Raw genomic sequence first — 12,546 nt, 5'->3', positions numbered from 1 at the left:
CGATCAGTTCCGGTAGGGCTTCAGTTCCATCTTGGCGATGGCTTCGCGGTGCACCTCGTCCGGGCCGTCGACCAGGCGCATGGTACGCGCATGGGCAAAAGCCGAAGCCAGGGTGGTGTCCTGCGACACGCCCGCACCGCCGTGGACCTGCATGGCGCGGTCGATCACACGCTGCACCATGTTGGCCGCGACCACCTTGATCATCGCGATTTCCTTGCGCGCGACCTTGTTGCCAACGGTGTCCATCATGTAGGCGGCGTGCAGGACAAGCAGGCGGGCCTGTTCGATCTCCATCCGGCTTTCGGCGATGTTGTGGCGGGTCACGCCGTGATCGGCCAGCGGCTTGCCAAAGGCGGTCCGGGCCATCGCACGTTCGCACATCATCTCAAGCGCGCGTTCCGCCTGACCGACCGAGCGCATGGCGTGGTGGATGCGGCCCGGCCCAAGACGGCCTTGGGCAATCTCGAACCCGCGGCCTTCGCCAAGCAGGATGTTCGAGGCGGGCACGCGCACGTCGGTGTATTCGACCTCGGCATGGCCGTGCGGCGCGTGGTCATAGCCGATCACGGTCAGCGGGCGGATCACCTTCACGCCGGGCGTGTCGAAGGGCACGAGGATCATCGACTGCTGCTTGTGCGTCGGTGCATCCGGGTCCGTCTTGCCCATCAGGATCGCGATCTTGCAACGCGGGTCCATCGCGCCCGAAGACCACCACTTGCGGCCGTTGATGACGTAGTCGTCGCCATCGCGGACGATCCGGGTTTCGATGTTGGTCGCATCCGAGGACGCCACCGCCGGTTCGGTCATCGCGAAGCAGGACCGGATTTCGCCGTCCAGCAGCGGCTGCAGCCAGGTCGCCTTGTGTTCGTCCGTGCCGTACATGAAAATCGTTTCCATGTTGCCGGTGTCGGGTGCGGAACAGTTGAAGGGTTCGGACCCGATGGAGGAGCGGCCCATGATCTCGCAGAGCGTGCCGTATTCAAGCTGGGTCAGACCAGCGCCCTTGTAGCCGCCGGCCTCGTGGGTGAGGAACATGTTCCAAAGGCCCGACTCGCGACCCTTGGCCTTGAGCTCTTCCATGATCGGGACGGGCTGCCAGCGATCACCTTCATCGACCTGTTTCTTGTATTCTTTTTCAGCCGGGTAGATGTGGTCATCCATGAATTTCAGAAGCTGTTCGCGCATCTTCTTGGCGCGGTCCGAAATCGGGAAATGATCGTAAAGCATAATCGTCCTCCTCCTCTTTGGCGGTAATGGACACGCCTTTCCGGGGCATGTCAACATGCGGAACACGTTTTCGATATGCGGAATATTGACCTCATCTTTCCGGGCGGTAAGCTGGCGCTCAATCCGGACTCAGGGAGGAGGCCAGGTCAATGACCCAGAACGCATCAGCCGGTGTGGCAAAACTGACGCCCATGCAGATCGAGGGAGAGGAGCTGGTCCGCTTCGGCCCCCGCATGGCGGAAAACGCGGCGACCTTCGGCGACAAGCCCTGCATCATCGACGAGACCGGAACCCTGAGCTGGGCTGAATTCGGCGATCTGGCCGCGCGCGTGGCGGGCAGGCTGCGGGGCATGGGGATCGGCCGGGGCGACATGGTCGCGTCGCTGGCCGAGAACTCGGCCATGAACGTGGTGATGTACGCCGGCGTATTATGGTCCGGCGCCTGCATGGTGCCGTTGCCGTTTTCCGCCACCGAAGACGCGCTGATCAAAGAGCGCAACGACTGCGGCGCCACGCTGCTGTTTGCATCAAAGCAGTTCCGCGAGACGGCGGAAAAGCTGGGCGCCTCGGAGATCGTCGACCTGGCCGAGCTGCGCGCCTGGGTGGGCGATGCCCCGGCGATCGACCCGGTGGCGGTCGGCGACGACGACCTTTTCGACATGATCTATTCCAGCGGCACGACCGGCACGCCGAAGGGCATCGTGCATGACCACCGGTTCCGGTCGCGGCAGTTCTCGCGCAATTCCTCTTACGGGTTGGAATCGGACGGCGTTCTGATGATGTCGACACCGCTTTATTCCAACACAACGCTGGTGGCCGTCATGGCCGCGCTGGCCCGCGGCGCGACCATCGTGTCGATGTCGCGCTTCAACACCGTCCGGTTCCTTGAACTGAGCGAACAGCACAGCGCGACCCACGCCATGTTGGTGCCGGTGCAATACATGCGCCTGATGGACGAACCGCGCTTCGACGACTTCGACCTCAGCGCCTATCAGAACAAGATGTCGACCTCTGCCCCCCTGCCCGGCCAGCTGATCGCGCAGGTGATGAAACGCTGGCCCGGAAACATCATGGAATTCTACGGCATGACCGAAGGCGGCCCGGCCACCGTGCTGGATTGCGCGGCCCATCCCGACAAGTGGGACACCGTCGGCCAGCCGCAGCCCGGCGCCGACATGCGCGTGATCGACGAAGACGGCAATGAACTGCCCTATGGCAGCTATGGCGAGGTCGTGGGGCGGTCGGGCGCGATGATGCCCGGCTATCACAACAACCCCGAAAAGACCCGCGAAGCCACCTGGGTCAGCCCCGATGGCCTGCACTTCGTCCGCACCGGCGACATGGGCCGGTTCGACGAAGACGGCTTCCTGCACCTGCTGGACCGCAAAAAGGACATGATCATCTCGGGCGGGTTCAACATCTATGCCGCTGACCTGGAGGCCGTGTTGCGCAAGCATCCCGCCGTGGCCGACGTGGCCGTGATCGCCGTGCCCTCGCGCCAGTGGGGGGAAACCCCGCTTGGACTGGTGGTGCCCAAGGGCGAGGCCGACGCGGACGAGATCCGCGACTGGGCCAACGGCCAGCTGGGCAAGACTCAGCGCCTGTCGGCGGTCGAATTCCGCGACGACCTGCCCCGGTCCGAGATCGGCAAGATCCTGAAACGCGAGCTGCGCGAACCCTACTGGGAAGGCCAGCCGGCATAATCCGCATCGCGGAAGCTAATTCCAAAAATATTGATCGGCACGCCCGGCTGTGCCATCGTTCCATCGGGAGGACACATCGTGAGATTTGAAGGCAAGGTCGCCATCGTGACCGGCGCAGGCAGCGGCATCGGCCGCGCCACGGCCCGTCGTTTCGCATCCGAAGGGGCACGCGTTTGCCTTGTCGACGTCAACGAGGCCGGGCTGGCCGAAAGCCTGCCCGAGGGCGACCACATGACCATGACCTGCGATGTGTCGGACGAGGCGCAGGTCGAGGCGCTGGTGTCGGCCGTCGTCGCGAAATGGGGCCGGGTCGATGCCGTGGCGAACAATGCCGGCATCTCCTGCACCAAGGAACCGATCACGGAAAACACCCCCGAGATCTGGCAGAAGGTTCTGGGCGTCAACCTGATCGGCGTGGCCAATGTCATCAAGCACGCGGGACGCGTCATGACCGGCCAGGGATCCGGCGCGATCGTCAACACGGCCTCGGTGGCGGGCATCCGGTCGGGCGCGGGCGGCAACGCCTATTCGGCCTCCAAGGCCGGGGTCATCAACCTGACCCAGACCGCCGCCTGCGACCTTGGCGGCTTCAACGTGCGGGTCAACGCGGTCTGCCCGGGCCTGATCGAGACGGGCATGACCAAGCCGATCTTCGACATGGCACGCGACAAGGGCAAGGAAGAGAAACTGGGTTCGCGCTGCGAATTGCGCCGCTATGGCCGCCCCGAGGAAATCGCCGCCGCGATCTGTTTCCTGGCGTCGGACGATGCCTCCTACATCACCGGGCAGGCGCTGCCGGTGGATGGCGGCAACACCGCGTCGCTCAACCTGCCGGGAATGAAGGTGTGACCACGCTTCATTTCGCCAACTGGCCTCCGGGCCTGCCGCACCACATCGACGTGCCGGCCCAAAGCCTGGCGCAGAACCTGAGCCAAACGGCAGCCCGCCTGCCCGACAAGGTCGCGATCCACTACTACGGCCGCGCGATCACGTATCGAGAGCTGGCCGCCGATGTCGACCGCATCGCCGCCTGGCTGCAGGCGCAGGGCGTCGCGCGCGGCGACCGGGTGCTGCTTTACGCGCAGAACGCGCCGCAATGGGTCATCGGCTACTACGCGATCCTGCGCGCAGACGCCGCCGTGATCCCGGTCAACCCGATGAACCGGCAGGCCGAACTGGAACACCTGGCCCGCGACACCGGCGCCCGCGTCGCCATCGTCGGGTCCGAGCTGGTCGATCACATCACCCCGCTGGTCACCGGCGGGCATCTCGACCACATCCTCGCGGCCGCCTACGCCGACATGGCCCACCCCTCGGCCGACGAACCCCTGCCCGCAGGGCTGGGCGGCCTGACCGATACCACCGCGACCGGCCCCGGCGTCACCCCCTGGTCCGCCGCGATCGCGCAGGATCTGACGCCCGCCCCGCATCTGGCCGGGCCGGACGACCTGGCGGTGATCCCCTATTCCTCGGGCACGACGGGCAATCCAAAGGGCTGTGTCCATCGCCACCGCACGGTGCAGGCGACGGTCCACGCCTACGTTCGCTGGAGCCCCTTCACCGAAGAGGACACGCTGCTGGCGGTGATGCCCTACTTCCACGTCACCGGCATGCAGAATTCGATGAACGCGCCGATCTGCGCCGGGTCGACGCTTGTCCTGATGACAAGGTGGGACCGCGACCTGGCGGCAAGGCTGATCGCGCGCCACCGGGTCACGATGTTCAGGTCGATCACGACGATGGTCATCGACATCCTCAACGCCCCCGATTTCGCCAGCTACGACCTGTCGAGCCTGACCTCCATGGGCGGCGGCGGCGCCGCCATGCCCGAAGCCATCGCGGCCCGTCTCAAATCGGAAACGGGGCTTGAGTTCATCGAAGGCTACGGCATGTCGGAAACCATCGCCGCGACCCACATCAACCCGCCCCACGCGCCCAAGATGCAATGCCTCGGCATTCCGCTGTTTGACGTCGACGCGCGCGTCCTTGATGTCGACACCGGCGCAGAGCTTGGGCCGAACCAGCCCGGCGAGATCGTGATGCACGGACCGCAGGTCTTCGAGGGCTACTGGCGCAATGACGCGGCGACGCGGGATGCCTTCCTGACCCTCGACGGCAAGCGTTTCTTCAAGACCGGTGACATCGGATACTACGATGAGGGCGGTTATTTCTTCATGACCGACCGGATCAAGCGGATGATCAACGCCTCCGGGTACAAGGTCTGGCCTGCCGAGGTCGAGGCGCTGATGCATCATCACCCCGACATCGCCGAAGCCTGCGTCATCGGCGCGCCCGACCCGCGGCGCGGCGAAACCGTCAAGGCCTATGTCGTGAAACGCGCAGCATCGCAGAATGTGACCGAGGAAAGCATTATACAGTGGTGCCACGCCACGATGGCCGCATATAAATGCCCCCGACAGATCGTTTTCGTCGATGCCCTCCCCAAATCGGGGACCGGCAAGGTACAGTGGCGGGCGCTGGCCGAAGCAGAAGCCGCCGCCGCCGAACAGACGGACGCATAGGACACGCCGACGCCCGGACCCTCCGGGCGTAAAACAAGGAGACGGACAGGTGCGCAAAAGAGCAACCGACATGAGCCCGGACGCCGCCGAACGTCCCGACGGGGATCGCCAGTTCGTTACGGCGCTGCACCGCGGGCTGGAAATCCTGCGTGCCTTCCGCCCGTCCGACAAGGCGGGGCTTGGCAATTCGGAACTGGCCGAACGCACCGGCCTGCCCAACTCCACCGTGTCGCGCCTGACCTTCACGCTGCTCAAGTCCGGCTACCTCGTCTATGACGATGGCACCGGACGCTACCGTATGGGCGTGCCGGTCCTGTCGCTCGGCTATGCCTGCCTTGCGGGCATGCAGGTGCGGGAAACCGCGCAGGTCTACATGCAGGAACTGGCCGATCGCGCCGGCGACGGCGTATTGGTCGCGCTTGGCGGGCGCGACGACATGTCGATGACCTATATCGCGGCGGCGCGATCCAAGGGCGTGATTTCCCTCCAGCTGTCGGTCGGCTCGCGGATCTCCCTCGCCCGGTCTGCCATCGGGCAGGCCTACATCGTCGGCACCAACGATGCTGAGCGCGCCGAGATCGTCGAACGCATCCGCGCCCGCTATGAACCCGACCGCGTGAACGAGGTGCTGGAAAGCCTTGAGGACGCGCGCGAACAGGTCGCCGCGAAGGGATTCTTCACCATGATCGGCGGCTGGCAACGGGATGTGAACGCCGTCGCCGTGCCCTACCGAAGCCAGCAACCCGACACGCCCATGCTGGCCTTCAACCTTGGCGGCTACAGCTTTGCCCTGCCCAAGCAACGGCTTGAGGATGACCTTGGTCCGCAACTGGTCGAACTGGTGCGCATGGTGAACCGCGTCGGCTACTGACGCCCCGGGACTTGTCCCTGATCTTCACCTTCCCAAAATACTCCCGCCGGAGGCATCCGGCGGGAGCAATCTTTCAGACGTTTGACAGGCGCGCTTACGGCACCAGCGCGATCTTCCCGACCGCCCCGCGCCCCAGCACCCGCTTGAGCACCTCGGCCGCATCGGCCAGCGGATAGCGCCCTTCGATCAGCGGCTTGATCTTGCCCTCGGCGTACCAGCCGAACAGCTCGTCCATGTTGGCGAGATAGGCTTTGGGATCGCGCCGGGTCCAGTTGCCCCAGAAGACACCGACCACGGCGTATTCCTTCACCAGCGTCAGGTTCACCGGCAGCTGCGGGATCTCTCCGCTGGCGAAACCGATGATCAGCAGACGGCCGTCCGGCGCCATGAACCGCGATGCCGCCTTGAAGGCATCGCCGCCGACGGAATCATAGACCACATCCGCGCCGCGCCCTTCGGTCAGCGCCTTCACCTCGTCCTTCAGGTTGTCATAGCCGATGGCGTGATCGGCCCCCTGCTCCAGCGCGATCTTCTGCTTTTCGTCCGACGAACAGACCGCGATGACCCGGGCGCCCATGACCTTGCCGATCTGGATCGCCGCCGTGCCCGTCGCGCCTGCCGCGCCGAAGATCACCAGCGTTTCGCCCGGCTGCAGGTTGGCGCGCTGCTTCAGCGCGTGGTGCGACGTGCCCCAGGCGATGATCATCGCGCAGGCATCCGCCGCATCCATGCCGTCGGGCAGCGCGAAACAGGTCTGTTCGGACCCGACCGCCAGCTCGGCGTAGCCGCCCGAACAATATGTCACCACCCGGTCGCCCGGCTGGAACCGCGTCACGCCCTCACCGATCGACACGACCTCGCCCGCGACTTCGCTGCCCGGGGTGAAGGGCCGTTCGGGCTTGGCCTGGTAAAGCCCCTGCACCGTCAGCCCGTCGGGATAGTTCACGCCCGCCGCCTCGGTCCGGATCAGAACCTGCCCCGGCCCGGGCGTCGGATCCGCCACGTCGCCATAGCGCAGATCGTCCAGCGGTCCGAACTCATCACAAATAATCGCTTTCATCTCATACCTCCCACAGGATCCTGGCCGAAACGGCCAGACATTCGCGGCCAATCCTAACGGTTTCGACAGGCTAGGCCATTGAATTTCGTATACTTTAGCACCTTTTTGCCACTATTCCGCACTGCGGGCGGTGATATTCCGACAGGCGAACAAAACGCGACGTCCATTCTGCGGAATACTCTTCCACAGACACCTCCGGACCGTTACACATCTAGGAACAAAACGGGAGGAACTGCCATGAAAGGCATGATGATGCACCAGCCACTGCTGGTGTCAGAAATTCTGGAATTTGGCGCCGGAGCCTATCCCCGCGCCGAGATCGTGTCGGTCCGCACCGAGGGCGACGTCCACCGCGAGACACTGGTCGAATTCCGCAAGCGCACCATCCAGCTGGCACACGGCCTCAAGGCGCAGGGCGTCGAACTGGGCGACCGGATCGCGACACTGGCCTGGAACGGCTATCGCCACATGGAGCTGTACTATGCCATCTCGGGCATGGGCGCCGTGTGCCATACGATCAACCCGCGCCTGTCGGCCGAACAGTTCATCTACATCGTGAACCACGCCGAAGATAAGGTGCTGTTCCTCGACACCACCTTCGTGCCGATCATCGAGGCGGTGAAGGACCACCTGCCGAAGGATCTGGTCTACGTCATCATGACCGACCGGGCGCATATGCCCGACACCTCGTTCGATGCGCTCTGCTACGAAGAGCTGCTGGAAGGCCAGCCCGAGGAAATCGAATGGCCGGTCTTTGACGAAAACACCGCCTGCGGTCTGTGCTACACCTCGGGCACCACGGGCAATCCGAAGGGTGCGCTGTATTCGCACCGCTCGACCGTGCTGCACGCGATGATGATGTCGGTGATGCAGACCACCACCTTCAACGAAGGCCTGTCGGTCCTGCCCGTCGTTCCGCTGTTCCACGTCAACGCCTGGGGCCTGCCCTATTCGGCGCTGCTGTCGGGGATGAACATGGTCATGCCCGGCGCCGCGCTGGACGGCGCGAGCCTGTACAAGCTGATGGACGACGAAAAGGTCTTCTCCGCCTGGGGCGTCCCGACCATCTGGCAGGGTCTGCTGGCCGAGATCGGAAAGCAGGGCCGCAAGCCCGAAGGATTTGGCGACGTGGTGATCGGCGGGTCCGCCGCGCCGCGGTCCATGATCGAAGCGTTTGAGAAGATGGACGTCTCGGTTGGCCACGCCTGGGGCATGACCGAAATGTCCCCCGTCGGCACCCATGGCATCATGCCCAAGTGGATGGACGACGAACCCTTTGATACGCGCATCGACTACAAGTCGAAGCAGGGCCGCCGGTGCTTTGGCGTCGAGCTCAAGATCGTCGACGAGGATGGCAACAAGATGCCCCACGACGGCAAGTCGATCGGAGAGCTGTTCGTACGAGGAAACACCATCGTGTCGGGATACTTCCGGAACGAGGAAGCCACCGCCAAGGCGCTGGACGCCGACGGCTGGTTCGGCACGGGCGACGTTGCCTCGATCGACGAAAACGGCTTCATGACCATCCAGGACCGCGCAAAGGACCTGATCAAGTCGGGAGGCGAATGGATTTCGTCGATCGACCTTGAAAACATGGCCATGGCGCATCCGGCGATCGCCCAGGCGGCGGCCATCGGCGTGAAACACCCCAAGTGGGATGAACGTCCGATTCTTGTCGCGGTGCTGGCCGAAGGGGCGGAAAAACCCTCGGTCGAGGAGGTCCGCGATCACCTGAGCGCCGAATTTGCCAAGTGGCAGCTGCCCGATGACATCGTCTGGCTGGACGCCATCCCGCTGACCGCGACCGGCAAGTTCTCAAAGCTGAACCTGCGCAAGGAACTGGGCGATTACGTCCATCCGGAACTGCGCGAAACCGCCTGACCGGCAGCGGTGATCTGACCCAGAACAAGCGCCCCGGGGAAACCCGGGGCGTTTTGCGTTTCCTTCAGCCGTCGTTGGCCGCCAGCCTGTTAATCCCCGCCATCAATCTGGTGACATCGGCCCCAATATCGGCCTGCTGTCGCGCCACTTCGTCCTGCGCCTTCTGCCAGTCGGCCGAAGCCGCGATCAGCCGCTGGTCGCCTTCCTCGGTCAGGCGCAGCACCCGTTTGCGCTTGTCCTTTTCGTCGGGCGCCGAACTGACCAGCCCCGCGCGTTCCAGCGGCATCAACCCGCGCGACAGGGCGGACTGGTCCATCTCCATCAGATCGGCGATGCGCTGCACCGTGGGATGCCGCAGGTGGCGGATCCAGGCCAGGGTCGCAAGCTGCGAAATCGTCAAGTCATGATCGGCCAGCGCCGCATCGTACAGCCGCACCAACCGCCGCGACGCCCGCCGCGTGGCAAGGCAATAGCATGAACCCGTCAGCAATTCTGCAAGGGCGGGTGTTTCTGGCGGGCGGCGATCCATCGGCATCTCTCCTTGACTCATGCATATGCATGGAATTAGCTGCATATGCATATATCCACGGAGTACCCGATGTTCCAGCCTACGCCAATCCCCGAATACAACGTCGGCCTTGCGGACATGACCGATGTCCTGACCCGCAATGGCCTGGACCTGATGCAGGGGATCCTGGACGGTCGAACCCCCGCGCCCAGCATGGCCCGCACGATGACGCAATGGATCCACGAGGTCGGGGAAGGCACGGTCGAATTCCGGGGCGACCCGACCGCAGATGTTCTGAACCCCGCCGGGATCGTGCACGGCGGATGGGCGATGACGCTGCTGGACAGCGCGCTTGGCTGCGCGGTGCACACCATGCTGGACGCGGGCGAAGGCTATGTCTCGCTCGATACCTCGGTGCGGTTCGTGCGCGCGATCACGGCGAAGACCGGACAGGTCCGCTGTATCGGTCGGGTACAGACCCGGGGCCGCCGCATCGCCACCGCCGAGGGCGTGATCGAAGATCAGCAGGGCCGTATCCTGGCCACCGGCACCACGTCCTGTTTCATCCAGAAGATCGAAGGCTGAGATCATGCGCTTCTTCGCCCTCATGCTGGCGCCCCTGGCCTTCACCACCGGCGTCTTCGTCTTTGCCGGGGTGTTGACCCCGATGGCACAGGATCTGAACACCAGCGTCGGCGCGGCCGGACAGCTGCAGTCGATCTTTTCGATCACCTGCGCGATCTGCGGCCCGATCCTGGCGATGCTGACCACGCGATTCGACCGCAAGATGCTGCTTGTCGTGACCCTGGCCTACCTGACGGTGATGAATGGCGCCTCGGCCCTGATGCCGGGCTTTACCGGCCTGGCCGTCACCCGGGCACTGACCGGAGCCTTCGGGGCGCTGGCCCTGCCGATCGCCTCGACCATTGCCGTGGCGCTGGTGGGGCCGGAACGACGCGCCCGTGCGTTGGCAACGGTCTATGGTGGCGTCACTCTGGCCTTCCTGTCGGGCATCCCGCTTGGATCGGCGATCGGAGAGGTCTATGGCTGGCGCGCCAGCTTCTGGCTGGCCTCGGGCATCAGCGCCTTTGCCGCTGTCATGGCCCTGATCTTCGTGCCGCGCATCCCCACGCCCCCGGCTCCGCACAAGGGCGCCTTCCGCATGGTGATGCGCTGGCCGACCACCGGCTATCTGCTGGTCACGGGCCTCGCCTTCTGCGCCATCTTCGTGGTGATCGGCTTTGTCCGGCCGGTGGTGTCGGACCTGACCGGCTTTGACGGGCGCGGGGTGGGCATGGTGCAGATGATCTCGGGCCTCGGCACCTTCATCGGCCTGGTCGTCGGCACGCGGATGACCGAACGCGGGGCGCGCAGCCCGCTGGTCTGGCTTTTTGCCACCATCGCCCTGTCGCAAACCATCTTTGCCGTGGCCCTGATCGGGGACTGGCACGGCACCCCCGGACTGATCGCCGCCATCAGCGCAATGATGATCGGCTCTGCCTCGCTGTTCGGGACGGCACCGATCGTCCAGTCCCGCCTGGCCGAGGCCGCAGGCCCCGCCGCCACGCTGGCCTTCGCGCTGAATGGGTCGATGGTCTACCTGGGCCAGGGCATGGGCGTGGTCATCGGCGGCGCGATGCTGGCCGGTGTCGGGCTAAGCTTCATCAGCACCGCCGGCATCGCCATCGCGGTCCTCGGCATCCTGATCGCCCTCAAACTCAGGGCGCAGCGTGACCTCCCGTTACCTGCAACCTGAGCCCGAGGCGTGGGGCCGCCCCGCCAAACCACTGGCGGGGCGGCCTTTTGATACGGTTTGACAAGTCGCCCAGAATGCGGTCAGCAGGGTCATGCCGAATATTTCCCTGACCCACGTCGTGCTTGTCGTCCTGGCCATGGCCTGCATCGTGCTGGGCGATACCGGCGGCAAGACCCTGACCTCTCAGGGGATCAGCCCCTACTTCGCCGCCTGGGGCCGCTTTGCCCTGGCCGCCGTCGTGCTGGCCCCGCTGGTCGGGCTGACCCGGGCCGATCTGCCCGCCTTTACCGACCGCCGCCTGCTGCTGCGCACGGTGCTGATCGTGGCCGGGATCAGTTCGATCCTGACGGCCCTGCGGACCGAACCGATCGCCAATGTCTTCGGCGCCTTCTTCGTGGGGCCGGTGGTCGCCTACTTCGGCTCGGCCCTGCTGCTGAAGGAACGCATCACCCTGACCCGCGCCACATTGCTGCTGGTCGGGTTCGGCGGCGTGCTGCTGGTGGTCAAACCGGGCTTCGGCATGTCCTTCGGCATGGCGATGGCGCTTCTGGCGGGCACCTTCTATGGCAGCTACCTGGTCGCGACGCGTATGGTCGCCGGAGAGTTCCGGCCCCGGTTCCTGCTCTTCTCGCAACTGGTGATGGGGGCCGTGGCGATCACCCCGGCCGCCGTCTACACCTGGCCCGAGACATTGCCCCCCGGCTTCGCCTGGGCCTTCCCGCTGTCCGCCTTCGGATCGGCGCTTGGCAATTACCTGCTGCTGATCGCCAGCCGCAACCTGCCCGCAAACGTGGTAGCACCCCTGGTCTACAGCCAGATCCTCTGGGCCATGCTGCTGGGCTTTGCCGTCTTCGGAGACTGGCCTGATGTGCTGGCCTTCCTGGGCCTCGCGATCATCCTGGCCTCAGGGCTCATGGGCCTGCGACTGGCCGGGCGCGGGCGGTAAGGGCGGAGGCCTCCGGCGGGAGTATTTGGGGCAAGATGAAGAAAGGGGCCCCGAAAGGCCCCTTTGGTCGTC

At 65.0% G+C, this 12,546-nt stretch carries 11 protein-coding genes; 8 read left to right on the top strand and 3 right to left on the bottom strand.

The window, feature by feature from the left end; all coding sequences use genetic code 11:
* Nucleotides 1–3: 3 nt before the first annotated feature.
* Nucleotides 4–1,227 (bottom strand): acyl-CoA dehydrogenase family protein, encoded by a 1,224-nt coding sequence (locus E4S58_RS10620; protein ID WP_136636381.1) that lies wholly within the window; start codon nt 1,225–1,227, stop codon nt 4–6.
* A 149-nt stretch (nt 1,228–1,376) separates the two neighbouring features.
* On the opposite strand from E4S58_RS10620, the gene E4S58_RS10615 reads away from it, so the two are divergent.
* The 4 genes from E4S58_RS10615 (at nt 1,377) to E4S58_RS10600 (ending at nt 6,323) form a co-directional block, all read left to right on the top strand.
* Nucleotides 1,377–2,930 (top strand): class I adenylate-forming enzyme family protein, encoded by a 1,554-nt coding sequence (locus E4S58_RS10615; protein ID WP_136636380.1) that lies wholly within the window; start codon nt 1,377–1,379, stop codon nt 2,928–2,930.
* 78 nt (nt 2,931–3,008) lie between these two features.
* Complete coding sequence (locus E4S58_RS10610) at nt 3,009–3,779, top strand: SDR family NAD(P)-dependent oxidoreductase (protein ID WP_205965379.1); 771 nt, start codon at nt 3,009–3,011, stop codon at nt 3,777–3,779.
* Nucleotides 3,776–5,452: a long-chain-fatty-acid--CoA ligase gene (locus E4S58_RS10605; RefSeq protein WP_136636379.1), complete on the top strand. Its 1,677-nt coding sequence runs from the start codon at nt 3,776–3,778 to the stop codon at nt 5,450–5,452. The genes E4S58_RS10610 and E4S58_RS10605 overlap by 4 nt, the downstream gene beginning before the upstream one ends.
* A 70-nt stretch (nt 5,453–5,522) precedes the next feature.
* A complete protein-coding gene (locus E4S58_RS10600) occupies nt 5,523–6,323 on the top strand; it encodes an IclR family transcriptional regulator (RefSeq protein ID WP_136636378.1) in 801 nt (266 codons plus the stop codon).
* Between the two features lie 94 nt (nt 6,324–6,417).
* Here E4S58_RS10600 and E4S58_RS10595 read toward each other — a convergent pair whose 3' ends face one another.
* Nucleotides 6,418–7,383, bottom strand: coding sequence for an NADPH:quinone oxidoreductase family protein (locus E4S58_RS10595; protein WP_136636377.1), 966 nt, complete (start codon nt 7,381–7,383; stop codon nt 6,418–6,420).
* 237 nt (nt 7,384–7,620) lie between these two features.
* Between E4S58_RS10595 and E4S58_RS10590 the strand changes: the two genes are divergently transcribed.
* Complete coding sequence (locus E4S58_RS10590) at nt 7,621–9,264, top strand: long-chain fatty acid--CoA ligase (protein ID WP_136636376.1); 1,644 nt, start codon at nt 7,621–7,623, stop codon at nt 9,262–9,264.
* Between the two features lie 64 nt (nt 9,265–9,328).
* On the opposite strand, the gene E4S58_RS10585 is transcribed toward E4S58_RS10590, so the two are convergent.
* Nucleotides 9,329–9,793, bottom strand: a complete 465-nt coding sequence (locus tag E4S58_RS10585) for a MarR family winged helix-turn-helix transcriptional regulator (protein ID WP_240789526.1) — start codon at nt 9,791–9,793, stop codon at nt 9,329–9,331.
* 69 nt (nt 9,794–9,862) lie between these two features.
* Here E4S58_RS10585 and E4S58_RS10580 point away from each other — a divergent pair, with 69 nt between their 5' ends.
* The 3 genes from E4S58_RS10580 to E4S58_RS10570 all read left to right on the top strand — a co-directional run bounded on the left by E4S58_RS10580 (nt 9,863) and on the right by E4S58_RS10570 (nt 12,474).
* Nucleotides 9,863–10,357, top strand: a complete 495-nt coding sequence (locus tag E4S58_RS10580; RefSeq protein ID WP_136636375.1) for a PaaI family thioesterase — start codon at nt 9,863–9,865, stop codon at nt 10,355–10,357.
* A 4-nt stretch (nt 10,358–10,361) separates the two neighbouring features.
* Nucleotides 10,362–11,528, top strand: coding sequence for an MFS transporter (locus tag E4S58_RS10575; RefSeq protein WP_136636374.1), 1,167 nt, complete (start codon nt 10,362–10,364; stop codon nt 11,526–11,528).
* A gap of 91 nt (nt 11,529–11,619) precedes the next feature.
* Nucleotides 11,620–12,474 carry a DMT family transporter gene (locus E4S58_RS10570; RefSeq protein WP_136636373.1) on the top strand — a complete coding sequence of 285 codons (855 nt, stop codon included), beginning with the start codon at nt 11,620–11,622 and terminating at the stop codon, nt 12,472–12,474.
* The last annotated feature ends 72 nt before the right edge of the window (nt 12,475–12,546 follow it).

The sequence above is a fragment of the Pseudooceanicola onchidii genome (genome assembly GCF_004959925.1).
GTDB lineage: Bacteria > Pseudomonadota > Alphaproteobacteria > Rhodobacterales > Rhodobacteraceae > Pseudooceanicola > Pseudooceanicola onchidii.
Note: the sequence above shows the minus strand (reverse complement) of the source record. Positions and strands in the feature narration are given on the sequence as shown.

Bases quoted from the DNA above. Each gene is read 5' to 3' on its own strand.
- E4S58_RS10620 (WP_136636381.1), bottom strand. From the start codon at position 1,227: ATGCTTTACGATCATTTCCCGATTTCGGACCGCGCCAAGAAGATGCGC.
- E4S58_RS10575 (WP_136636374.1), top strand. From the start codon at position 10,362: ATGCGCTTCTTCGCCCTCATGCTGGCGCCCCTGGCCTTCACCACCGGC.
- E4S58_RS10615 (WP_136636380.1), top strand. From the start codon at position 1,377: ATGACCCAGAACGCATCAGCCGGTGTGGCAAAACTGACGCCCATGCAG.
- E4S58_RS10580 (WP_136636375.1), top strand. From the start codon at position 9,863: ATGTTCCAGCCTACGCCAATCCCCGAATACAACGTCGGCCTTGCGGAC.
- E4S58_RS10600 (WP_136636378.1), top strand. From the start codon at position 5,523: ATGAGCCCGGACGCCGCCGAACGTCCCGACGGGGATCGCCAGTTCGTT.
- E4S58_RS10595 (WP_136636377.1), bottom strand. From the start codon at position 7,383: ATGAAAGCGATTATTTGTGATGAGTTCGGACCGCTGGACGATCTGCGC.
- E4S58_RS10570 (WP_136636373.1), top strand. From the start codon at position 11,620: ATGCCGAATATTTCCCTGACCCACGTCGTGCTTGTCGTCCTGGCCATG.
- E4S58_RS10585 (WP_240789526.1), bottom strand. From the start codon at position 9,793: ATGGATCGCCGCCCGCCAGAAACACCCGCCCTTGCAGAATTGCTGACG.
- E4S58_RS10590 (WP_136636376.1), top strand. From the start codon at position 7,621: ATGAAAGGCATGATGATGCACCAGCCACTGCTGGTGTCAGAAATTCTG.